We start from the raw sequence: 21,812 nt of genomic DNA on the forward strand, positions 1-21,812 counted from the left end.
CAGCAGGCTACACAAACGAGCATTCATCGTCAATGGAATGTAAGGCGCCAATAAAAATGCAGACAAATCTTACCTTATAAGAAAGAACATTATAATTTTATAAGAAATGATGGAATTAAAATAATCACAAAAATTCATAAAGCACATAAAAAACCCTGCAAGCTTACCGCTTACAGGGTTGAAGTCACTCTCTCATTAAGCCGAAAGCGTCTCTGCTTCCGGTCGCCATGATTAACGCATTTACCGGGCGTTAGAAGGCGACTTCATAAAGCGGAAGAAATCGCTGTCCGGGCTAAGTACCATTACATCCTGGTTACTTTTAAAGCTGTTATCGTAGGCACGAAGGCTGCGGATAAAGGCGTAGAAGTCCGGGTCCTGGCTGAAAGCATCGGCGTAAAGTTTCGCAGCTTCAGCATCACCTTCACCCTGAGTGATCAGCGCCTGACGACGAGCTTCTGCCAGCGTACGCTCAACCTCATAGTCTGCCTGCGCTCTGACTTTCGCCGCTTCTTCAGCACCCTGAGCACGCTGGCTACGGGCTACAGATTCGCGCTCAGCTCGCATACGGGCATAGATCGCATCGGAGACTTCAGTTGGCAGGTTGATCTGCTTAATGCGCACATCCACCACCTGAATACCCAGCGCGGCCATACTGTTAGGGTTAATCGCCGGTTCATTGCTGGTCGTTTCACGCTCAACACGGGCGGCTGCTGATGCAATAGCATCATCGGCTGCTGGTGTCGCAACATCGTCATCCTGACCTGCACTACCGGTATTCAGCGCGTCACGCACATCCGTAGTCAGACGACCGCGTGAATCAGTAACGATATCCTTCACGTCCAGACGACCAATTTCAGAACGCAAACGGTCACTGAATTTACGCTTCAGCAGCACTTCAGCCTGAGAAACGTCGCCACCGCCTGTTGCCAGGTAGTAACGGCTGAAGTCGCTGATGCGCCATTTGATATAGGAATCAACGATCAGATCTTTCTTCTCTTTGGTCACGAAGCGATCGGCCTGGTTATCCATGGTCTGAATACGGGCATCAAGCGACTTCACAGACTCCAGGAATGGGATCTTGAAGTGCAGACCTGGTGCGTACACCAGCGGCTTATTCTCGCTATCGCGCAGAACTTTGCCGAAGCGCATCACAATGCCGCGCTGGCCTTCCTGCACCACAAACAGTGACGCATACAGCACCACCAGCACAACAATCACTACAACGATCAGTGGTTTACGCATCGGTTACTCCCTCCCCTGACGCTGGGTATCGTTGCGCTGAGCATTCACCCGGCGCTGGTCCATAATGTTGTCCGGACTGAACGATGAACTGCTGCTGGCGCGCTCATTGCTGTCGGTCGCTGGCGGCAGGCGAAGCAGATTTGTGCTGCTGTCCTGCGAACTGTTGGTCGATGCACCGCTCTGGCCACGCATCAGCTGATCCAGGGGCAGCACCATCAGGTTGTTGCCCTTGTCGTTAACCAGCACCTTGCGGGTATGGCTGAGCACACGTTCCATAGTTTCGATATACAGACGCTCACGGGTGATTTGTGGTGCGGCTTTATATTCCGGCAGGATCCTGGCAAAGCTGTCCACTTCACCCTGTGCTTCAAGGGTTACACGTGATTTGTAGGCACGGGCTTGTTCCAAAATACCCTGCGCATCACCACGGGCACGTGGAAGACGGTCATTGGCATAAGCTTCTGCCTCACGAACCGACTGCTCACGGTTTTCACGTGCGGCAATGGCATCATCAAATGCTGCCTTTACGTCCTCTGGTGGACGTGCGGTCTGGAAGTTGACGTCCAGCAGAGTGATACCCATATCGTACGGACGAATGGTCTCTTCCAGCTCACGCTGAGTCTCGCTACGCACCACAGTACGTCCTTCAGTCAGGATACGATCCATGGTGGAACGACCAATGACGCCACGCAATGCGCTGTCGGTTGCCTGACGCAGGCTGTCATCAGCGCTGGTCACAGCAAACAGGTAACGCTCCGGATTGGTTACGCGGTACTGTACGTTCATTTCAACGCGCACGACGTTCTCATCAGAAGTCAGCATGGTGCCGGAAGCCGACAGCTCGCGCACCGCCTCCACGTTCACCGCACGAACCTGATCGATAAAGGTCGGCTTCCAGTTCAGACCTGGTTCAACCAGGTGACTGAATTTACCGAAGCGCGTGACCACGCCTCGTTCCGCTTCTTTAATGGTGTAGAAGCCGCTACCGGCCCAAATCACTACCGCCGCAACCGCGACAATACCGATCAGACGACCACCGCTGCCCGGGGTTTTCTGCCCGCCGCTGTTATCGTTTTTACCACCGCCAAAAACGCCAAGCTTTTTGCTCAGCTTGCGAAAGATATCGTCCAAATCAGGAGGCCCCTTATCGCGCCCTCCCTTATTTCCCCCAGAGTTGCCGCCTTGATTATTGCTGCTTCCCCACGGGTCGCGGTCCTGTCCGTTATTCCCGGGCTGATTCCACGCCATGTTTATACTCCATTAATTGTGTGTGCGGTGTTATCCCAAGGCCGGGATACGTGTCAGGCAAAAATCAGTTAAACAATGTAATCCACCAGCCCCGGCTCCTGTTTGCACAGACGGCGCCAGTCAACAATCGGCATGCGCACTTCCAAACCTACGCTTCCGTCGTCTTCATTCCACTCTTTTTCGATCGCCTGCAGCTGATAAAACCGGCTGCGCAGCCGCCCCGCTTCAGGCGGCAGACGTAAAGCGTATTCGGCAATTTCCCCTGCCAGCCGCTCAGTCAGCGCCTGGAACAGCAGTGGAATGCCCTCGCCCGTTTGCGCTGAGAGCCAGACGCGCACGGGCAGATTTTCTTCATCACGATCGATTCTGGGGACAAAATCCTCCAGCATATCAATCTTGTTCATTACATGTAGGGTGGGGATTTCGTCAGATTCTATCTCTTCCAGAACCTCTTCCACCGCTTCAATATTCTCATCCACGCGCAGGTCAGCCGCGTCAATCACATGCAGCAACAGCGTGGCCTGGCGGGTTTCCTGCAGCGTGGCTTTAAACGCAGCAACCAGGTCATGGGGTAGATGGCGGATAAAACCAACGGTATCAGCCAGTACCACCTCACCCACATCGGCCACGTCGATCCGCCGCAAGGTCGGGTCCAGCGTGGCAAACAGCTGATCGGCAGCATACACTTCTGCAGATGTCAGGTGGTTAAACAGAGTGGATTTACCTGCGTTGGTATAGCCGACCAGCGACACGGTAGGCACATCGGCTTTATTACGGGCCTGGCGTCCCTGCTCGCGCTGCTTTTCCACTCGCTCAAGGCGGGAAAGGATCAGCGTGATGCGGTTGCGCAGTAAACGACGGTCGGTTTCCAGCTGGGTTTCACCCGGGCCACGCAGGCCAATACCGCCCTTCTGGCGTTCAAGGTGCGTCCAGCCACGGACCAGGCGCGTGGCAAGATGGCGAAGCTGAGCCAGTTCCACCTGTAATTTGCCTTCATGGGTACGCGCGCGCTGGGCGAAGATATCCAGAATCAGGCCGGTGCGGTCAATGACGCGACACTCGCACAGGGCTTCCAGATTACGTTCCTGTGCCGGACTCAGGGCGTGATCGAACAGCACCACGGAGGCACCGCTGGCTTTCACCGCTTCGGCAATTTCCACTGCCTTCCCTTCGCCGACAAAATATTTTGGATGTGGCGCTTTACGGCTGCCAGTCACAACACGCAGCGCTTCAACACCAGCAGAAGACACCAGGGCTTCAAATTCCTGCAGGTCTTCCATATCTCTGTCTTGAGAGAAATAGATGTGTACCAGTACGGCATGCTCACCGGCATCATAACGGTCAAACAAACTTAAAACCTCTCAGAACCTTGTTAAACCTGCTACGCGGTGGCCATACTTCGTCAAAATCAGATGCAAAATGCGCATTAAATCGGCGTATTAAGAGCGTCATCTCACCCACCTGACTTTGATGGGCCAGACCAGACGAAAAGAGGATTACCAGGACGGGAGCCTGGAAAGCAAGCGGAGACCCGTCCTGAAAAAACAGTGATTACTCTGCGTCTTCACCGTCTTGCTGAGGCTGAGAAGAAGCCCCCTGATTGCTGCCACCGTGATGATAGTTGTTGCTTCCGCCACCCGCGTTGTTGCTGTGATGGGAGACCGGACGGGACGGAACAACAGTAGAGATAGCGTGCTTGTACACCATCTGGCTGACTGTGTTCTTCAATAAAATAACAAATTGATCAAACGACTCGATCTGACCCTGCAGTTTGATACCGTTAACCAAATAAATCGAAACCGGAACACGTTCACGACGCAGTGCGTTCAAGAACGGATCTTGCAATGATTGCCCCTTAGCCATTCTATCTTTTCCTTATATGCTTGTTGTTTACTACTTTAAGGGCCCGAGCCCTGAAATACTGCGTAAAAATTTGCGCACGATAACGCACCAATTGTACACAATCACCCAGGCTTCGCACTAAGAACCTGAAGGACCGTAGCCAGTGAAGCTTCCGGGTGTTCGCTATCCAGCCAGTGAACCCCTTCCCAGCCACGAAGCCAGGTCATCTGGCGTTTAGCCAATTGCCGGGTCGCGCAAATTCCCCGATAAACCATTTCATCGTAATCGATCTCGCCAGCAAGATATGACCACATCTGGCGATAACCCACACAACGAATGGAAGGCATATCCGTATGCAAATCACCTCGTGCGAAAAGCGCCCGAGCCTCCGCTTCAAACCCTGACGTTAACATCTGCCGGAAACGCAACTCAATACGTTGATGAATAAGTTCGCGCTGCTGAGGAGCAATCGCAAACTGGACAACGTCGTACGGCAGTGCTTCACCGGCCGTTTTAGTCAGTTCCGTTAAAGTTTTACCCGAAATAAAAAAAACTTCCAGTGCTCGCGAGAGTCTCTGGGGATCATTCGGATGAATACGATTTCCAGCAATGGGATCTATTTCACATAACTGACGGTGAAGGGCATCCCAACCTTCTTCACTCGCCCTTTGCTCAATACGCTGACGCACTTCCGGATCCGCCGGGGGCAGCGGCGATAATCCTTCCAGCAAGGCCTTGTAATAGAGCATGGTGCCGCCAACAAGCAACGGAATTCGCCCACTTTGGGTGATTTCCGCCATTTCTGCCAACGCATCCCGCCGGAACTCCGCCGCCGACCAGGCTTCAGAGGGGTCGAGAATGTCCAGCAAACGATGGGGCGCAAGCCGCAGCTCTTCCGCAGAAGGCTTGGCGGTTCCGATGTCCATTCCCCGATAAATCAGGGCGGAGTCTACGCTAATCAACTCAACGGGTAGCTGCTGGCGTAACGCAATGGCCAGTGCAGTTTTACCGGAAGCCGTTGGCCCCATCAAAAAAATAGCCTTTGGCCGGCCAGCCTTGGAAGTTTCACTCATGCTTCAGGGCGTTCATCGCCATTTCAATATCGACGTGCTGCATAAATCCAGAAGGTGGCGATTTAATCAGCTGCGGACAGAGCCTTTCGACCTCGGCCAGCAGTGCTATCGCCTGCGAGTGATTCCAGTGCGGATGTTCAACTGCGGAATGGCGCGCTAACCATTGCGCCACCTGCGTTGCCGACACATCCTGCTGCCGGGCGAGATAGCCTAACAGTTCTGGAATCAAGTTTTGTAAATTTTGTTGGCGCAATGGTAAAGGCACGGCACGCAGCGTCACATGATGACCATCCGCAAGCAGTTCAATCCCCATTTGAACCAGTAAGGTGGCATGATGCCCGATCGCTTCACGCTCCGGTTTATCCACCTTCATCCGCACTGGGATCAGCAACGGCTGCGGCTTCAGCCCTTCCTCACCGGGATCCAGCTGCGCCTGCTTCAGCCAGCGCGCCGCCACCGGTAAAGCAATCAGGGCAAGGCGGTCTTTTGCCTCGACCAGCGCGTAGTTATCCTGCACCACCGTCAGCACCCGGCCGAAGCTCTGGCTGTGGCCGATTAACGGCGCTTGATACTCCGGTTCCGTAGCTTCGCCGATCCGGCCAGCAGACGGCTCCTGAGCGCGAGGCAGTTCAGGCGTCTTCATCAGTTGCTGATAAGCTGCCCCCTCTTTCTTCTGGTACAACGGCTCCTGCCGCTGCCAGTTCGCCTGAGGAGCGCTGCCGCCACCGGACGTTTTAGCCTGCCAGCCTGCCTGGGAAGTGCCCCCGCCAGCCGGGCTCTTCGCCGGTGCAGGAGAAGCGAAGTGGTTACCGCCTGCCGCCTGGCGATTCTCAGGCTGCCAGCGCTCAGCCGGGGCTTCATCAATGGCAGGCAGCGTTTCGGTCCCGGTTTCCTGCAGGACGCTGATCACGCCCTGATAGATAAAATCGTGTACCAGCCGCGACTGGTGGAAACGCACTTCATGCTTGGCAGGATGCACGTTGACGTCTACCTGATGCGGGTCGATCGTAAGATACAGCACATAGGCGGGCTGATGTTCATCGCCCAGTTTATCCTGATAGGCCTGACGGATAGCATGATTGATCAGGCGGTCACGCATCATCCGGCCATTAACGTAGCAATACTGCAGGTCGGTAATGGCGCGGGAACCGGCGGGATCGGCTACCCAGCCGCGCAGGCTCAGGTCGCCATGCTGCCATTCGATCGAAAGCGCATGGCTGAGAAAAGCCGTGCCGCAGATGGAGCCGAGACGACGCTCACGCTGGCTACTTTCGGTGACGCTACGATACTGGCGCATCAGCTTGCCGTTATGGCTGAGCGAGAAAGCAACATCAAAACGAGCCAGAGCAATACGGCGAATGATTTCGTCGATATGGGTGAATTCGGTTTTTTCAGTGCGCATGAATTTGCGCCGCGCCGGGGTGTTGTAAAACAGATCCAGCACTTCCAGCGTGGTCCCCACTGGATGGGCAGCCGGTTTGACCGTCACATCCATGTCACGCCCTTCAGCATAGGCCTGCCAGGCTTCATTTTGCGCTTCAGTGCGGGAAGTCAGCGTCAGGCGCGACACCGAACTGATACTGGCCAGCGCCTCACCACGAAAGCCAAGACTCATAATGGCTTCGAGGTCGTCCAGGGTAGTGATTTTACTGGTTGCATGACGAGCCAGCGCCATGGCCAGCTCATCTTTACCGATGCCAAAGCCGTTATCGCGAATGCGGATCAGCTTTGCGCCACCCTTTTCAATTTCGATATCAATTCGCGTTGCCCCGGCGTCAAGGCTGTTTTCCACCAGCTCTTTCACCACCGATGCCGGACGTTCCACCACTTCACCCGCCGCAATCTGGTTAGCGAGCTGCGGAGGTAACACCTGAATCGGCATAATCAGAATCCTTCCATTCGACCCAATACGGTTAAGATGCCGGGATGGTTAGCGTCTGGCCCAACATCACATTCTGCGACTTCATATTATTCGCCTGCTGTATCGCCTTCGGGCTCACGCCGTAGTGGGCCGCAATCGCCGTCAGTGAATCACCGCGAACCACCTTGTGGCGGACTGGCTTCTTCGGTTTTGCCGCACTGACAGCTGATGTGATGTTGCCTGCGGGCACTTTCAAGCGCTGCCCCACCCAAACTACATCTTTTTTTAACGTATTCATGGAACGTAAAGTTGCCATGCTGACGCCATAGTTTGCAGCAATACCGGACAGAGTTTCACCCCGTTTGACGACATGACGCGCCACCGCCCCGGAATATTGGGTATTGGCTGGTGCCGGATTAGGTTCAACGTTAACCGCCGATGCGGACTGCAACGGTCGGTTTTCCTCCTTTGGGATCGATTGCAGCGGGTGCGCCAGGAAGTAGTTACGGAGTCCTTTATAAATCGACTCGGCAATCTTCTGCTGGTATGCGCTACTGCCAAGCAGTCGCTCCTCCGAAGGATTACTGATAAAACCGGTTTCCACTAACAGCGAAGGAATATCCGGCGAACGCAGAACACCCAGGCTGGCGTGTTCCGGGCGGCGTTTATGCAGCGAACCCACCCGCTGCAGTTGGGCGATAACTTTTACCGCCACGTCATAACCTACTCGCTGGGAGTGGCCGAACTGTAAATCGAGTACCGCCTGGCTGAGATAAGGGTCAGCCTGGCTGTTCGCCAGCAGATCGCCCGCCCCGCCCAGCAACTCAGACTGTTTCTCGTGCTGCTCCAGCCAACCCGCCATCTCACTGTTGGCGCGACGGTTGGAAAGCACCCACACCGATGCGCCAGAAGCGCTGCGGTTCGGTGCGGCATCCGCGTGAATTGAGACCAGCAGATTAGCGTTTTGCTTTCGCGCCACGTCAGAGCGGCCCATTACCGAAATAAAATAGTCGCCGTCACGGGTCATCACCCCTTTAAACATCGGATCGTCATTCAGCAAGGCTTTCAGCTTGCGGGCAATAGAGATGGTGACGTTTTTCTCTTTCAGCCCCCCAGCACCGATCGCACCGGGATCCTGACCACCGTGGCCGGCATCGATCGCCACAATCACTGCTTCGTTAGCCGAACGTGGAGTGCGGCCCGGCGCAGCCACCTCATTACCGCTGCTGACAGCAGTCACAGGATTATTCTTGAAAGGATTCTCCGCCGGGGAAGAAGGAGCAGAACGCGAAGCCGTGCTGACTTCCGCAGGTCGGGAAGAGGATTTAGCCGGGCGCGTACCGTTAATGGTAAACACCACGTTGTAATCATTGCCGTTACGCTGCGTCACAGCGCGGGTTTTACCCGGCTGCGTCAGCTCAAACACCAGTCGAATGCTCTGGTTGTCTTTCGGTTTACTTGAGCGAATGCGCTTAACGATATTCTCGCCGCTGAAGGTCAGAGGCAATCCTTTGATCACCCCACTCTGGCGAATATCCAGCACCACACGCTCAGGATTATGCAGCGGGAAGAAACCGTAAACCGGCTGACCGGCAAAGCTCAGCGTCACGGTGGCTCTATCATCCCCGTTAGAAACGTTGATGTCCGACAGATTGGCCGCAAGACTGGAGAATGTCGTCAGTAATAGTGCCAGTAACAAACCAAACTTCATGCGCAACATCATTTACAACCCTTTTCCGTGGCAACTTGCAGCACCATGGCCTCACCGGCAATTGAGCAGGCTTTCAGTTCGGCCTGACGCGCATGGCCCTGATAGCTGAGGTGCAGTTCAATATCAGGCGTTGGCAGCACGCCCGTCCCCTGCTGAGGCCATTCGACCAGGCAGAGGCTGTCTTCGGTGAAATAGTCGCGAATGCCCATGAATTCAAGCTCTTCCGCATCGGCAAGGCGATAGAGATCAAAATGATAGACCCGGCGTTCCGGCAGAATATAGGGCTCGACCAGCGTGTAAGTCGGGCTTTTGACGTTGCCCAGATGCCCAAGCGCCTGCAGGAATCCCCGGCTGAAGGTGGTTTTCCCCGCACCGAGATCGCCATACAGATAGATCGTTGCCGCGCTTTCGCTGGCGCGGGCCAGGCTGGCACCCAATGCGAGGGTTGCCGCCTCATCGGGCAATGTAATTACACAGGTCTTCATTCTTTTGTATTCAGGATCTCAGGATTGACAAACAGATACAGCCCGGAAAAAAGATCGGTCGCTAACATCCCTCTTGTACCAAGGCGTTCAGACACTTCTTCGGCCGCCGCGCCGTGCACCACACATCCTGCACAGGCAGCATCATATAACGGGAGCTTCTGCCCCAACAGGCTGCCAATGATGCCAGAGAGTACATCACCCATGCCCCCTGTCGCCATACCGGCATTGCCCACATCAGCAAATGTCAGCTCTCCCTCTTCGCTGGCAATCAGCGTACCGGCCCCTTTCAGCACCACCACGCCACCATAGCGTTTCGCCAGGCGTTCAGCGGAATGTAAGCGGTCACTCTCAATTTCGCTGGTCTTCACGTTAAGCAGTCGCGCCGCTTCACCCGGATGAGGCGTAATGATTCGATTTTGACGTTTATCGGGACTGATTGCCAGCAGGTTAAGCGCATCTGCATCCCAAAGCATCGGTTTCTGAGAGTTTTCTACCCTCTGCAGGGCTTTTTTGCCCCATTCTCCCTGCCCCAGGCCAGGACCGATAACGATCACCTCCGCCCACTCCAGCGCCTCATCAATAGCCTGATTGCTCAGCTCCTGTACCATCAGTTCAGGCCGGGCAGTCAGCAATGGCGCAACATTATCTTTGTGAGTGAGTACTCGCACCAATCCTGCGCCGGCGCGTAAAGCCGCCTCTCCGGCCATGCGAATTGCCCCTGCAGTACCACGATCGCCGCCGATAATCACTAACTTGCCGTGGTCGCCTTTATGCGAGGTGGGCCTGCGTGGCTTTAACCAGTGAGAGAGGTATGAAGCATCATAACGGGCAAATGGCGCAGTCTGAGTCGCCAGCCAGGGATCGAGGCTCAGGGCGTGATAATGCAGCTTACCGACATAATCTCGTGCTTTACCGGTCAGCAGGCCAGGCTTCAGGGCGATAAACGTTAGCGTATGGTCGGCAGAGATCACCACACCCGGTGCCGTGCCGTTAGCAGCCACTAACCCGGAAGGGATATCTACGGCAAACACGGCGGCCGGGTGGGCGTTCGTCCGTTCAATCAGCTGCTGGTAATGTGCCTCTGGTGCCCGGCTCATGCCGGTACCCAGTAGCGCATCGACAATCACCTCCACCTGATCGGGCCAGTGTATGGACGGATCGTGGATCACTCCTCCCGCGGCCAGCCAGGCTTCACGTGCCTGTTGTGCCTCTTCAGGCAAAGGCCTGGCCCCCTCACAGGCAATCACCGTGACCGTCAATCCGGCGGACTGCGCCAGCCGCGCCACGATAAACCCATCGCCGCCGTTATTGCCGTGCCCGCAGAGGATCAACCAGTGTTGCGTATCCGGCCAGAGCGAACGCAGGCGGCTGAATACCGCCTCACCGGCACGCTGCATCAGTTCGAAGAGAGTAATACCAAGCGCATCGGCCCCCTCACGCTCAAGTTGAGCCATCGCCTCTACAGGCCAGACAGAATAGGGTAAACTTGCCGGGTTATTTCGCTGGCTCAGGTTATTCATGTCGCATCCTCTCGATCTCCATCAACTTGCTCTGGATATTAAACAGTGGGGCCAGGACCTCGGTTTTCAGCAGGTCGGTATCTGTGATACCGATTTAAGCCTGGAAGAGCCGCGCCTGCAGGAGTGGCTGGACAAGCAGTATCATGGCGAGATGGACTGGATGGCACGCCACGGAATGATGCGCGCCCGCCCTCATGAGTTGCTGCCCGGTACGCTGCGTGTCATCAGCGTCCGGATGAATTATCTGCCCGCTAAAGCCGCCTTTGCCACGACCTTAAAAAATCCTCAGCTGGGTTATGTTAGCCGTTATGCGCTGGGACGTGATTACCACAAAGTATTACGCAATCGCCTGAAAAAGCTCGGAGACCTGATCCGTGAGCGCTGTGAAACAGCGGAATTTCGCCCTTTTGTCGACTCTGCACCGGTAATGGAAAGGCCGCTGGCCGTCAAAGCAGGCCTGGGCTGGACCGGTAAACATTCGCTGGTGCTTAACCGCGAAGCGGGTTCGTGGTTTTTTCTTGGCGAACTGTTGATCAACCTCCCGTTGCCCATCGACAGCCCACAGCAGGAGCAATGCGGTCGCTGCGTCGCTTGTATCACCACCTGCCCGACAGGCGCAATCGTTGAACCTTATATCGTGGATGCACGACGCTGCATTTCTTATCTGACCATCGAGCTGGAAGGCGCTATCCCGGAAGAGTTTCGACCGCTGATTGGCAACCGTATCTATGGCTGCGATGACTGCCAGCTGATCTGCCCGTGGAACCGCTACGGCCAGTTGACCGATGAGGAAGACTTCAGCCCGCGAGCGGTGCTTCACGCACCACCGCTGGTTGAGCTCTTTGCGTGGGATGAAGCGAAGTTCCTGCGCGTGACAGAAGGTTCAGCCATTCGTCGCATTGGACATCTGCGCTGGCTGCGAAACATCGCAGTAGCCCTGGGCAATGCTCCATGGTCAGTCGAAAATGTTGAAGCACTGGGCACCAGGCTGGGCGAAAACGAGATGCTGGATGAACATATTCACTGGGCGCTGGCTCGTCAGCAGGTGAAGCGGGCTGAAAATGCGATTGAGGTGCAGAGTGGACAGCAGAAACGTCTGGTAAGGGCGATTGAAAAAGGATTACCCCGTGATGCTTAAGTGTACAGTCAGCATTATTTGAGGCTGGCAGTCAGTTTTCCACACGCTGTGCATAAAAATAAAAAGTTGTTGTCATTCAAGTGTCACAGAAAGCACAAGCGATCCAGATAACAATTTGAAATATTATAATAAGTATAAATAACAGCAGGTTATGAGATAACCCTGCAGTTTTATGTCTCAGGACTCTTTGACGCGCGCCGGACGATGCTGTGGATAACTCTGTTAAAGAACATTTGGAAAACAGCGGAAAAAGCGAAACGCAGCTGAGTTATCGCTGTGGATAAATCATCTGGCTGAGGAAGTGATTTTCTTTTTTGGAGCGGGAAACGAGACTCGAACTCGCGACCCCGACCTTGGCAAGGTCGTGCTCTACCAACTGAGCTATTCCCGCTTTTATCAGGGCAACTTCACAGAAGTTGCTGATTTACCTATCTTCTGACAGCTCAGCTGCCTTTCGATGCGTTGCATTCTACTGACCTGGAGAAATGAGTCAACACAATTATCCTCACTTTTCGTCTGTTTGCTGCTTTTTGAATCGCATCGATCACTGTTCAAACAAATCGCCGCGCGAGGCATTCAGATACTGGAACATTGACCAGAAAGTCAGCACTGCCGCGATATACAACGCCACCACGCCGATAGCCACTACGGTAGTATCCGGACGCCATAACAGAGCAAACAATGACAGCATCTGCGCGGTGGTTTTGACTTTACCAATCCAGCTGACGGCCACGCTGCTGCGTTTGCCAATTTCAGCCATCCATTCACGTAGCGCCGAGATGATAATTTCACGGGCGATCATGGTGGCAGCCGGTAAGGTAATCCACCAGGAGTGGAAATACTCTGCCACCAGCACCAGCGCCATCGCTACCATCACTTTATCGGCTACCGGATCGAGAAACGCCCCAAAACGGGTGGTCTGCTTCCAGCGCCGGGCCAGATAACCGTCGAACCAGTCCGTAATGGCCGCAAAGATAAAAATCAGCGCACAAACAAGGGGAGCCCATTCAAATGGCAGGTAAAAAGCCAGTACAAAGAACGGGATCAGAACGACACGAAACAGGGTAAGTAACGTCGGAATGTTAAAATGCATAGGTACGCTAACTGTCTGGGCAGAGTAGAATTTGTCCCTATGTTCCTACAATGCCGTGGGCGTTGCAATGCTTAGTGTTTCAGCGAATAAAAGATTTTCTCCGCAAGGAGGAGGGAGATCCCAGGGACTTTCGCGATTTCCTCTACAGAAGCACTCATCAGCGGTTGCAGGCCTCCCATGTATTTAAGAAGCATCTGACGCCTTTTTGGCCCTATTCCTTCAATGGTTTCCAGTGCGCTGGTGTTCTTCACTTTTGCCCGCTTATTACGGTGACCTGTTATCGCATGATTGTGAGAGTCATCACGAATATGCTGGATAACATGCAGCGCCGGGGAGTCTGGAGGCAACGAGAAACCCTCCCCTTCCGGCTCGAAAAACAGCGTTTCCAGTCCGGCTTTACGGTCGGTGCCTTTGGCCACGCCGAGCAGTATTGGTCGATCTTTGTCCCAACTGACATCCAGATCGGCAAAGACGTTTTTCGCCTGTGCCAACTGACCTTTACCGCCGTCAATCAGGATGACATCCGGAACCTTACTCTCAATCAGATCCTTGCCGTAGCGACGGCGCAGCACCTGATTCATTGCCGCGTAGTCGTCCCCTCCGGTGATGCCGGTGATATTGTAACGACGGTATTCCGCACGCAATGGTCCGTTACTGTCAAATACCACGCAGGAAGCCACCGTTTGCTCACCCATTGTGTGGCTGATATCAAAACATTCCATGCGGTTAATGGCTGGCAGATCCAGCAGTTCTGCCAGGGCCTGCAGGCGCTGATGAATAGTCGATTGTTGCGACAACCGGCTAACCAGCGCAGTGCTGGCATTCGTCCGGGCCAGCTTCAGATAACGCGCACGGTCGCCGCGAGGTTTGCTTTGAAGAGTCACGCGCCGTCCGGCCATTCCGGTCAGTGATTCTGCCAGCAGGTCTTTTTCCGGCAGCGTAAAGTCGAGAAGAATATCGCTGGGCAACGTTCGCGCCTGGCTGCCCTGCAGGTAAAACTGTCCGACGAAGGTCTGAACCACTTCAGCCAGCTCAGTGCCTCCCGGCACTTTCGGGAAATAGCTGCGGCTGCCCAGTACTTTTCCCTGACGGATAAACAGCACATGCAGGCAGGCCATACCGGATTCAAACGCCACACCTATCACATCCAGATCGTCGCCGTTATTCGAGACAAACTGACGTTCCGTTACCCGTCTGACCGCCTGAATCTGGTCACGCAGCCGGGCCGCCTCTTCAAATTTCAGCGCCTGACTGGCGACTTCCATCCGGGCGACCAGCTGATTCAACACCTGATCATCCTTACCAGAGAGAAACAGGCGCACGTAGTCAATCTGCTGAGCATACTCTTCTTCTGTCACCAACCCGGCGACACAAGGGCCAAGGCAGCGGCCAATCTGATATTGCAGGCAGGGACGCGAGCGGTTGCGATAAACACTGTTTTCGCACTGGCGCACCGGGAAAATCTTCTGCAGCAGCGACAGCGTCTCACGGACGGCATAGCCATTCGGGAAAGGCCCGAAATATTCGCCTTTCGCGTGCTTGGCACCGCGATGACTTGCCAGCCGGGGATGAGCATCGGCACTGAGAAAAATATAGGGATAGGATTTATCATCACGCAGCAGCACGTTGTAACGCGGCTGATACAGCTTAATATAGTTGTGCTCAAGCAGCAGCGCTTCCGTCTCGGTATGCGTGACCGTCACGTCAATCTGGCGGATGCTGTCCACCAACGCTTCAGTTTTACGGCTGCCGGGATTGCCACGGAAGTAGCTGGAGAGGCGCTTTTTCAGATCTTTGGCTTTGCCGACATAGATGACCGTCCCGCCAGCATCATACATGCGATAGACGCCTGGCTGGCTGGTCACCGATTTCAGGAAAGATTTTGCATCAAAAACGTCATTCACTACTGGTTAACGACTCCGCATTGAACAGGCCATGCCGGATGGCCAGGTGCGTTAACTCAACGTCGCCGCTGATATTAAGTTTGCTGAACATACGGTAACGATAGCTGTTAACAGTTTTCGGGCTCAGGTTAAGCTGTTCGGAAATTTCCGCCACTTTCTGCCCCTTGGTGATCATCAGCATAATCTGTAGTTCACGTTCCGACAAACTGTCAAAAGGCGAGTCTGTTTTCTGCGGCTCGATCTGGCTCAGTGCCATCTGCTGCGCAATATCCGAGGCGATATATCGCTGGCCGGAATGCACCTGTCGGATGGCATTGACCACCTCTTGCGGAGCCGCGCCTTTGCTCAGGTAGCCGGAAGCGCCCGCCTGCATAACCCGCGCTGGCAGGGGATTTTCGGTATGGATCGTCAGCATAATGATGCGGATATGCGGGCTGTAACGGATAATCTTGCGCGTAGCCTCAAGACCGCCGATTCCCGGCATGTTCATATCCATCAGCACCACGTCTGTACTGTTGGTCCGGCACCATTTCACCGCGTCTTCGCCACAGTTAGCTTCACCAACAACCTGAAAACCTTTGATGTCTTCCAGTATGCGGCGAATGCCTGCGCGCACCAGTTCGTGGTCATCAACAAGAAGAACGCTTATCAAACAGGTCTCTCCAAATGGGTAATACCAGGGACGTTCAGAATGGTATTCAGACTGCCGATCTTACCTCTTTTTCACCGGTGTTAGAACAGAAAAAAAACGTCATTGTCTTACAGAAAAGCCTTACCCCACCACATACCAGAACTGGCATGCGGGTAATGGTTGTGTGATATACTTGTTACTAAAGAATAGCCTTCAGGGCGCTGCGGCGCTGACTGAAATGATGAGTAAAAATAAGGAGAAAACATGAGCGATACTGACTTTTCAACCAGCAAAGAGACGCAAACCCTGGCCGAAGAGATGGCCTGCATGAAGGCCCTGGTAACATTTATGCTTAAGGGTATGGGGCAGGCTGATGCCGGTAAAGTCATCATCAATATGGAAAAATACATTGCCCAACTGACCGATCGTCAGCAGGCGGACGTATTTAGCAGCACTATTGGTCAGATCAAACAGGCCTATCGTCAGTAATTCCCCCCCTGCCCATTGCATTTCCTTCAGGGTTGTAACAAGCTCAGGTTTTGGCTGACACTGAACGGAACAATGGGCTTACTTTTCAAAGCAGTACTGGGTGCGCTGGTCGTGGTACTGATCGGCATCCTTTCAAAAACCCGCAACTATTACATTGCCGGCCTGCTGCCGCTTTTCCCGACCTTTGCGCTGATTGCCCATTATATTGTCGCGAGTGACCGGGGAATTGAAGCATTACGCACCACCATCCTGTTCGGCATGTGGGCGATTATCCCCTACTTTATCTATCTTCTTTCACTCTGGTACTTTGTTGGAATGATGAAGCTACCTCTGGCGCTGGGCAGCGCCGTGGCGTGTTGGTGCATTGCAGCATGGCTGCTCATCACACTGTGGGCAAAATTACACAGTTAGCGTCCCCGGGCGCTCCAGCTGACGGACACTCCAAGCGTTGGCAACACTTCCTCCGGACTGAAACGACGAGCACCACGGAATTTAGCCGCCAGGTTAGGCTGCTTTACCGGAATGCGCACCGCAAAGAGATTATCTTCGGACTGGATAACCCCGGCCGTTAGCGGCTCATAAGCCACCAGGTGCTGCCCGAACATCTGTTCAAGCATCGGCGTGGCCGCGCTATAGAGAAAGTCAATTCCTGACTGCTCCGCCAGCTGTACACTGTGCCAGAGAATGCTCAGCGGCAGTTCCGGATCAACATCGAGTCGGGCAGAAAAACGCGACATCTCCCAGACGGGAAGCGAGTTATCTGACAACTGGCGGCCGACCGCGCTTTCACTGCCTGCATCTGTCTCCGGATTTTCCCATTGCATCAGGCGTGCACAGCCACAAATCCCCTGCTGTGCACTCCAGGCAATCAGCCAGATAACATCAGAGCGGTCAAAGCGATCGTATTCCTGGCCCGGCGTACTCAAACGAGGCGGAATGGACCAGCCTTCACCACGGGCAAAGACGTTGTAGCGATAACTTCCCAATTCTGCCAGCAAAGAGGATGGCATATCCTTAAGCTTGGTCTGGATAATCTTCATCATTGATCCCCTGTCGCATTCCCTCGTGATGCCGCTCCTCACGGCTCGATCAGGGTTGTTACCCTGGGCGCAGGGTAGACAACCAGTTAGTAATCGGAAACTACCAAATTTGGTAGTTGTAACTTACTCAGAGTAAGCCGATTGCTGCGGCGTAAGAGGCCACCTGGGTTTTATTTGGTGCATTTAACCTCTTTTGCATATTTTTTTGGTGAAAATTAACGGTATTTTCTGAGATAGAGAGGATCAGGGATATTTCAGCCGACGTTTTTCCTTCGGCAGTCCATTTGAGAATTTCAAGTTCTCGCTGGGTTAAATCCATGTTCATCACCAACATCGAAATATCTTTTACACGTTGTAATGCCTCTAAGGTTAGATCCGTTAAATACTGTAGCCTGAGGTGACACTCCTGAGTTAACGCTATCTTTTCAAATGACTTCCCTGAAGCCATTGATAATATCCCAATGGCCCGATTTTTCACCATCATCGAGTACGAAAAACCTGCGCGAATGCCATGCTCCTTTGCCGCCTCGAACACCCGGCGTCCCTCGGTGACAATCGGGTCGTTCCATAGCAGCAGCGTCCCCGGAATCTGGCAATATTTGATGATTGGGTCTATCTCAGCAAAATTCTCTTTCTGCCAGGTTCGTACCCACTTTTTTGGGTAATTACTGTAGATAAATATCCCCGGTCGGGTGAACGGCACTGGATGACGAACATACAATGCATAAAATTCTAATCCCAGTTTAATCGTTTGCCGTTCAATAAGACGGGTTATATCTGCAGTTTCAGTTACCTGATGGAAAGCAGAATGCATTTCATTGCGCCAACTGAAATAGTTCTCAGCAGTCATTAACGCCTCACGGGGATGGGGAGCGAAGCCACATCCTGATAATAATATTGATTGTTAATGAGGAAAAAAATGAATGATAACGAGCAAAAAAATTAATAGCGACTGTTATGTTTCCGTATCGGGATAATAACAAGAAAAACACCTTTTTTTTACTCGTCCCTCATAAAAATCTTCTGCTGAATAATTTCTCAGTCTGAATGATTTGTAAAAGAGCATCGATCGCAGTACTGCTTTTCCCGGTTTGGCTGCGTTATGCCACAGACAGAACAGCGGGAACGTCGGTCTTTAGAATAGGATTTTTCCTAAGCGCATTCAATAATTTTGATAGCATCCCGGATCTGTTGGGCGGCTATTTTTTTGCACTAAAACCGTCATTATTTTATGTCACTCAGAGGAGATGTTGCGGTAAAATCTAACAACTTGTTGATTTTAATTAGTTTTATCAGTAAAAATAGTAGATTTGGGTTTTTTATCATTGTTCAGCAATCCTGTACTAAACACTCATTACCCATAATTAATGCGCGGCTTTTTCTCATCACAAGCTGCGTGTACAAGGACAAAAATGTGTTGCCAGATAACTGGTAATTTATTATCTCTGAACCATAATCTAACTTACTGAATTAGTAATATAAATCAAAAGGCTTCTCCCTCTGATCATTATCCCGATAAGGAAATAGTGATGTTAGACAGACTGGCAATGTTGTTCATTCTTCTGGGTGTCTGCACCTCGCTGATGATCCTGAAAGATCTTATCCGTTATCCCCAGCCCGTGAGGATCATGAACCTGGTATGGCCGGTGACCGGCCTGTATATGCCCTTTTTCGGCTGGCTGGCCTGGTGGTTTTTCGCCCGTAAAAACCGTTCGGCTTCCCCTCTGCTGAGCAGAAGAGGTTCCCAACCGCCCGCCCTCCGGCAACTGTTTTCCTCTACCAGCCTCTGTGCGGCGGGCTGTGTGCTGGGTGACATCATTGCCATTCCGACCATTTCACTGATGAATACCCTTCCCTTTCATTCCGTAATCCTGACTCATGCCGTTATTTCTCTGGTATTGTCATTACTTTTCGGGGTAATGCTGCAGTTTTTTGCGCTACGGCAAATAGAAGGGATTTCAATATTTCGTGCTTTCTGGCGGGCAATCAAAAGTGATATTTTTTCACTGATTGTTTATCAGGCCGGGATGTATCTCTATATGTTACTGGCGTTTCGCTTTATTTTGCACAACCAAATCGAACCGCTGATGCTGCACTTCTGGTTTATGATGCAGCTGGCGCTGATCACTGGCTTCGTTTTTGCCTGGCCAGCCAATAAATTCCTGCTGCAACGGGGCATTAAGCCAGCTTTCTAGCGGCAGACGCCAAAGCCACGCATACCCAGGTGGAAGTGGTTAGCGTGTGCGCTGTTGTATTCAGGCCCCAGGGAATTGCCATAATACCGGCAGCTCTGTCGGAAAACCTGCTGCAGCCAGTGTCCCTGAGGTTGCTGCCGTGACCACTCTTTCAATACGTTAATCTGTTCACCATTTTTCAGCCTGAATCCGGCAATATCCAGCGCATCCGCAGTAGCATGCTCACTGAGGCGCCCTTCTGCCCGGTGGTAAATATTTCTGCAGGCATAGCTGCCCAGATGATCGATCCGCGCCAGCGGTGAAGCCAGCTCTGCTTCAGCCAGCGGTTTAGCAGACTGCACCACAAACATTGTGGTGCTGAGTGCCAGCGGACAGCTGGCAAGAAAGCTGGAATTCAAACGAACATCGCCAAAGTTTTCCACCCGTACAGGCGCTGGCAGCGGACAGGTTCCGCTAACCGGGGTTGGCTGGGTGAAGCGCAGATAACCCTGCTGTTGCGCGATTTTCAACACGGTCAGACAGGCGGCAGGATCCCGGTCCAGCTTCTTCAGCTTGTAACGGGTGACCAGAGTGGGAGCATCAGTGACCTGCAGAGGCGTGAAGGGATTCCATTGCGGGGGAAGGTTCTTTTCCAGCCAGGGTACGACCGCCAGTATCAACAAGATTACCGCAGCAAACACAATCCCTCCTTTCATTCATCCCCCTTTACCCAACGCGGGTTGCCCACCAGCGAAACCTTCCGCCCGGTATGTGAAATCAAAGTGTAGAGGCGTTTTTGCGCGATCGGTCCGGATATCCCTCACGCTTGTGAAAAAGAGTTAGCTGTCAGCCGTACATTTACACTATCTTATGGCTGCAAACATGGGTTTTTACCAGATTAAATAACAGCCTGCAGAGCTGACACAACATCAAGTTAAGGACAGGTATACCGTTATGGTTGACCAATCAAAAGCAACGCCCCTGAGCGAAGAGGCACCGGGCGAGCTCCGGCGTAATCTCCACAACCGACATATCCAGCTGATCGCCATTGGTGGTGCCATCGGCACAGGGCTGTTTATGGGCTCCGGCAAAACCATCAGCCTGGCTGGCCCCTCGATCATCTTTGTTTATATGATCATCGGTTTTATGCTGTTTTTCGTTATGCGCGCCATGGGCGAGCTGCTGCTGTCGAACCTCGAGTATAAATCATTCAGCGATTTCGCTGCCGATCTGCTCGGCCCGTGGGCGGGCTACTTTACCGGCTGGACCTACTGGTTCTGCTGGGTGGTCACGGGCATTGCCGACGTGGTGGCGATCAGCTCCTACTTTCAGCTGTGGTTCCCGGACTTCTCAATCTGGATGAGCGCCCTGCTGTGCATCGTGGTTTTCCTGTCGTTGAATATCGCCACGGTGAAGCTGTTCGGTGAAATGGAGTTCTGGTTTGCAATCATCAAAATTGTCGCCATCGTGGCGCTGATTGCCACCGGTATTGTACTGGTTGCCATGCACTACCCTTCTCCGGGCGGCGGTACGGCTGCCATCAACAATATCTGGGATCACGGCGGCATGTTCCCTAAAGGGCTGAGCGGTTTCTTTGCCGGTTTCCAGATTGCGGTGTTTGCGTTTGTGGGCATTGAGCTGGTCGGTACCGCAGCGGCGGAGACGCATGACCCGAAAAAGGTGCTTCCACGTGCCATCAATGCCATCCCACTGCGCATCATTATGTTTTACGTCTTCGCCCTGCTGGTGATCATGGCCGTGACGCCGTGGGATCAGGTCGTGGCTGACCGCAGCCCATTCGTTGAGATGTTTGTGTTGATTGGCCTGCCAGCCGCCGCCAGCATCGTCAACTTTGTGGTACTGACTTCGGCAGCGTCCTCGGCTAACAGCGGTATTTTTTCCACCAGCCGGATGCTGTACGGTCTGGCACAGCAGGGTGTGGCTCATCGCCGCTTCGGTATGCTTTCCGGCCGTGCCGTCCCCACCACAGGGCTGTTCTTCTCCTGCCTGTGCCTACTGGCAGGCGTGGCGCTGATTTATCTGATCCCGAACGTGATGAAAGTGTTCACCCTGGTGACCACCGTCTCAGCCATTCTGTTTATGTTTGTCTGGACGATCATCCTCTGCTCCTACCTGGCCTACCGCAAGCAGCGCCCTCAGCTGCACGCAGAGTCGGTTTACAAGATGCCGCTGGGCAAATTCATGTGCTGGATTTGTATTGCCTTCTTTGCCTTTGTGCTGGTACTGCTCTCGCTGGAAGAGGACACCCGTCAGGCACTGATGGTGACGCCGCTGTGGTTTATCATGCTGGGCATCGGCTGGTGGCTGCGGCAGAGAAAGGCAGCCAGATAGTCGCAACAG

Annotated in this window: 20 protein-coding genes and 1 tRNA gene; 5 read left to right on the plus strand and 16 right to left on the minus strand. The window is 53.4% G+C overall.

Annotation, left to right across the window (positions count from 1 at the left end; all coding sequences use genetic code 11):
- Nucleotides 1-240: 240 nt before the first annotated feature.
- From hflC to nnr, 9 genes are all read right to left on the minus strand, one after another.
- Nucleotides 241-1,242 carry a protease modulator HflC gene (hflC, locus tag GSQ70_RS20385; protein WP_158784219.1) on the minus strand — a complete coding sequence of 334 codons (1,002 nt, stop codon included), beginning with the start codon at nucleotides 1,240-1,242 and terminating at the stop codon, nucleotides 241-243.
- A gap of 3 nt (nucleotides 1,243-1,245) precedes the next feature.
- Complete coding sequence (gene hflK, locus GSQ70_RS20390) at nucleotides 1,246-2,490, minus strand: FtsH protease activity modulator HflK (RefSeq protein ID WP_158784220.1); 1,245 nt, start codon at nucleotides 2,488-2,490, stop codon at nucleotides 1,246-1,248.
- A gap of 68 nt (nucleotides 2,491-2,558) precedes the next feature.
- A complete protein-coding gene (gene hflX / locus GSQ70_RS20395) occupies nucleotides 2,559-3,839 on the minus strand; it encodes a ribosome rescue GTPase HflX (protein WP_158784221.1) in 1,281 nt (426 codons plus the stop codon).
- A 202-nt stretch (nucleotides 3,840-4,041) separates the two neighbouring features.
- The gene (hfq, locus tag GSQ70_RS20400) at nucleotides 4,042-4,353 is read right to left on the minus strand and encodes an RNA chaperone Hfq (RefSeq protein ID WP_034939922.1); all 312 of its coding nucleotides are present in this window, start codon (nucleotides 4,351-4,353) and stop codon (nucleotides 4,042-4,044) included.
- A gap of 101 nt (nucleotides 4,354-4,454) precedes the next feature.
- A complete protein-coding gene (miaA, locus tag GSQ70_RS20405) occupies nucleotides 4,455-5,405 on the minus strand; it encodes a tRNA (adenosine(37)-N6)-dimethylallyltransferase MiaA (protein WP_158784222.1) in 951 nt (316 codons plus the stop codon).
- Nucleotides 5,398-7,287, minus strand: a complete 1,890-nt coding sequence (gene mutL, locus GSQ70_RS20410) for a DNA mismatch repair endonuclease MutL (protein ID WP_158784223.1) — start codon at nucleotides 7,285-7,287, stop codon at nucleotides 5,398-5,400. Before mutL ends, miaA begins: the two co-directional genes overlap by 8 nt.
- Before the next feature lie 31 nt (nucleotides 7,288-7,318).
- A complete protein-coding gene (gene amiB, locus GSQ70_RS20415; RefSeq protein ID WP_158784224.1) occupies nucleotides 7,319-8,989 on the minus strand; it encodes an N-acetylmuramoyl-L-alanine amidase AmiB in 1,671 nt (556 codons plus the stop codon).
- Nucleotides 8,986-9,462 carry a tRNA (adenosine(37)-N6)-threonylcarbamoyltransferase complex ATPase subunit type 1 TsaE gene (tsaE, locus tag GSQ70_RS20420; protein WP_158784225.1) on the minus strand — a complete coding sequence of 159 codons (477 nt, stop codon included), beginning with the start codon at nucleotides 9,460-9,462 and terminating at the stop codon, nucleotides 8,986-8,988. Before tsaE ends, amiB begins: the two co-directional genes overlap by 4 nt.
- Nucleotides 9,459-10,982 (minus strand): bifunctional ADP-dependent NAD(P)H-hydrate dehydratase/NAD(P)H-hydrate epimerase, encoded by a 1,524-nt coding sequence (nnr, locus tag GSQ70_RS20425; protein ID WP_158784226.1) that lies wholly within the window; start codon nucleotides 10,980-10,982, stop codon nucleotides 9,459-9,461. The genes tsaE and nnr overlap by 4 nt, the downstream gene beginning before the upstream one ends.
- Here nnr and queG point away from each other — a divergent pair.
- Complete coding sequence (gene queG, locus GSQ70_RS20430) at nucleotides 10,981-12,120, plus strand: tRNA epoxyqueuosine(34) reductase QueG (protein WP_158784227.1); 1,140 nt, start codon at nucleotides 10,981-10,983, stop codon at nucleotides 12,118-12,120. The two genes, nnr and queG, sit on opposite strands and share 2 nt — an antisense overlap.
- Before the next feature lie 315 nt (nucleotides 12,121-12,435).
- Here the strand turns inward: queG and GSQ70_RS20435 are convergent.
- The 4 genes from GSQ70_RS20435 to uvrY form a co-directional block, all read right to left on the minus strand.
- Nucleotides 12,436-12,511, minus strand: a tRNA-Gly gene (locus tag GSQ70_RS20435).
- Nucleotides 12,512-12,664: 153 nt separating this feature from the next.
- Entirely contained in the window at nucleotides 12,665-13,213 is a 549-nt protein-coding gene (gene pgsA / locus GSQ70_RS20440) for a CDP-diacylglycerol--glycerol-3-phosphate 3-phosphatidyltransferase (RefSeq protein WP_158784228.1), read from the minus strand.
- A gap of 71 nt (nucleotides 13,214-13,284) precedes the next feature.
- Entirely contained in the window at nucleotides 13,285-15,117 is a 1,833-nt protein-coding gene (gene uvrC, locus GSQ70_RS20445) for an excinuclease ABC subunit UvrC (RefSeq protein WP_158784229.1), read from the minus strand.
- Nucleotides 15,110-15,769: a UvrY/SirA/GacA family response regulator transcription factor gene (gene uvrY, locus GSQ70_RS20450; RefSeq protein ID WP_158784230.1), complete on the minus strand. Its 660-nt coding sequence runs from the start codon at nucleotides 15,767-15,769 to the stop codon at nucleotides 15,110-15,112. The genes uvrC and uvrY overlap by 8 nt, the downstream gene beginning before the upstream one ends.
- A 243-nt stretch (nucleotides 15,770-16,012) precedes the next feature.
- Between uvrY and GSQ70_RS20455 the strand changes: the two genes are divergently transcribed.
- Nucleotides 16,013-16,237 (plus strand): DUF2594 family protein, encoded by a 225-nt coding sequence (locus tag GSQ70_RS20455; RefSeq protein ID WP_158784231.1) that lies wholly within the window; start codon nucleotides 16,013-16,015, stop codon nucleotides 16,235-16,237.
- Nucleotides 16,238-16,309: 72 nt separating this feature from the next.
- Nucleotides 16,310-16,648: a GlpM family protein gene (locus GSQ70_RS20460; RefSeq protein WP_158784232.1), complete on the plus strand. Its 339-nt coding sequence runs from the start codon at nucleotides 16,310-16,312 to the stop codon at nucleotides 16,646-16,648.
- Here GSQ70_RS20460 and GSQ70_RS20465 read toward each other — a convergent pair.
- Together GSQ70_RS20465 and sdiA are read right to left on the minus strand one after the other, a co-directional pair.
- On the minus strand, nucleotides 16,645-17,277 hold the full coding sequence (locus GSQ70_RS20465) for an acyl-homoserine-lactone synthase (protein WP_158785400.1): 633 nt from the start codon (nucleotides 17,275-17,277) through the stop codon (nucleotides 16,645-16,647). The two genes, GSQ70_RS20460 and GSQ70_RS20465, sit on opposite strands and share 4 nt — an antisense overlap.
- A gap of 127 nt (nucleotides 17,278-17,404) precedes the next feature.
- The gene (sdiA, locus tag GSQ70_RS20470; protein WP_158784233.1) at nucleotides 17,405-18,127 is read right to left on the minus strand and encodes a transcriptional regulator SdiA; all 723 of its coding nucleotides are present in this window, start codon (nucleotides 18,125-18,127) and stop codon (nucleotides 17,405-17,407) included.
- A gap of 679 nt (nucleotides 18,128-18,806) precedes the next feature.
- On the opposite strand from sdiA, the gene GSQ70_RS20475 reads away from it, so the two are divergent.
- Nucleotides 18,807-19,472 carry a DUF4396 domain-containing protein gene (locus GSQ70_RS20475; RefSeq protein WP_158784234.1) on the plus strand — a complete coding sequence of 222 codons (666 nt, stop codon included), beginning with the start codon at nucleotides 18,807-18,809 and terminating at the stop codon, nucleotides 19,470-19,472.
- On the opposite strand, the gene GSQ70_RS20480 is transcribed toward GSQ70_RS20475, so the two are convergent.
- On the minus strand, nucleotides 19,469-20,167 hold the full coding sequence (locus GSQ70_RS20480) for an extensin family protein (RefSeq protein ID WP_158784235.1): 699 nt from the start codon (nucleotides 20,165-20,167) through the stop codon (nucleotides 19,469-19,471). The genes GSQ70_RS20475 and GSQ70_RS20480 overlap by 4 nt on opposite strands.
- Nucleotides 20,168-20,405: 238 nt before the next feature.
- Between GSQ70_RS20480 and cycA the strand changes: the two genes are divergently transcribed.
- A complete protein-coding gene (gene cycA, locus GSQ70_RS20485) occupies nucleotides 20,406-21,803 on the plus strand; it encodes a D-serine/D-alanine/glycine transporter (RefSeq protein WP_158784236.1) in 1,398 nt (465 codons plus the stop codon).
- Nucleotides 21,804-21,812: the final 9 nt, after the last annotated feature.

This window comes from Pantoea sp. BAV 3049, assembly GCF_009765445.1.
GTDB lineage: Bacteria > Pseudomonadota > Gammaproteobacteria > Enterobacterales > Enterobacteriaceae > Erwinia.

Coding starts and splice junctions, on each gene's coding strand:
- hflC (WP_158784219.1), bottom strand. CDS start 1,242: ATGCGTAAACCACTGATCGTTGTAGTGATTGTTGTGCTGGTGGTGCTG.
- hflK (WP_158784220.1), bottom strand. CDS start 2,490: ATGGCGTGGAATCAGCCCGGGAATAACGGACAGGACCGCGACCCGTGG.
- hfq (WP_034939922.1), bottom strand. CDS start 4,353: ATGGCTAAGGGGCAATCATTGCAAGATCCGTTCTTGAACGCACTGCGT.
- miaA (WP_158784222.1), bottom strand. CDS start 5,405: ATGAGTGAAACTTCCAAGGCTGGCCGGCCAAAGGCTATTTTTTTGATG.
- mutL (WP_158784223.1), bottom strand. CDS start 7,287: ATGCCGATTCAGGTGTTACCTCCGCAGCTCGCTAACCAGATTGCGGCG.
- amiB (WP_158784224.1), bottom strand. CDS start 8,989: ATGATGTTGCGCATGAAGTTTGGTTTGTTACTGGCACTATTACTGACG.
- tsaE (WP_158784225.1), bottom strand. CDS start 9,462: ATGAAGACCTGTGTAATTACATTGCCCGATGAGGCGGCAACCCTCGCA.
- queG (WP_158784227.1), top strand. CDS start 10,981: ATGTCGCATCCTCTCGATCTCCATCAACTTGCTCTGGATATTAAACAG.
- nnr (WP_158784226.1), bottom strand. CDS start 10,982: ATGAATAACCTGAGCCAGCGAAATAACCCGGCAAGTTTACCCTATTCT.
- pgsA (WP_158784228.1), bottom strand. CDS start 13,213: ATGCATTTTAACATTCCGACGTTACTTACCCTGTTTCGTGTCGTTCTG.
- GSQ70_RS20455 (WP_158784231.1), top strand. CDS start 16,013: ATGAGCGATACTGACTTTTCAACCAGCAAAGAGACGCAAACCCTGGCC.
- GSQ70_RS20460 (WP_158784232.1), top strand. CDS start 16,310: ATGGGCTTACTTTTCAAAGCAGTACTGGGTGCGCTGGTCGTGGTACTG.
- GSQ70_RS20465 (WP_158785400.1), bottom strand. CDS start 17,277: ATGAAGATTATCCAGACCAAGCTTAAGGATATGCCATCCTCTTTGCTG.
- sdiA (WP_158784233.1), bottom strand. CDS start 18,127: ATGACTGCTGAGAACTATTTCAGTTGGCGCAATGAAATGCATTCTGCT.
- GSQ70_RS20475 (WP_158784234.1), top strand. CDS start 18,807: ATGTTAGACAGACTGGCAATGTTGTTCATTCTTCTGGGTGTCTGCACC.
- GSQ70_RS20480 (WP_158784235.1), bottom strand. CDS start 20,167: ATGAAAGGAGGGATTGTGTTTGCTGCGGTAATCTTGTTGATACTGGCG.
- cycA (WP_158784236.1), top strand. CDS start 20,406: ATGGTTGACCAATCAAAAGCAACGCCCCTGAGCGAAGAGGCACCGGGC.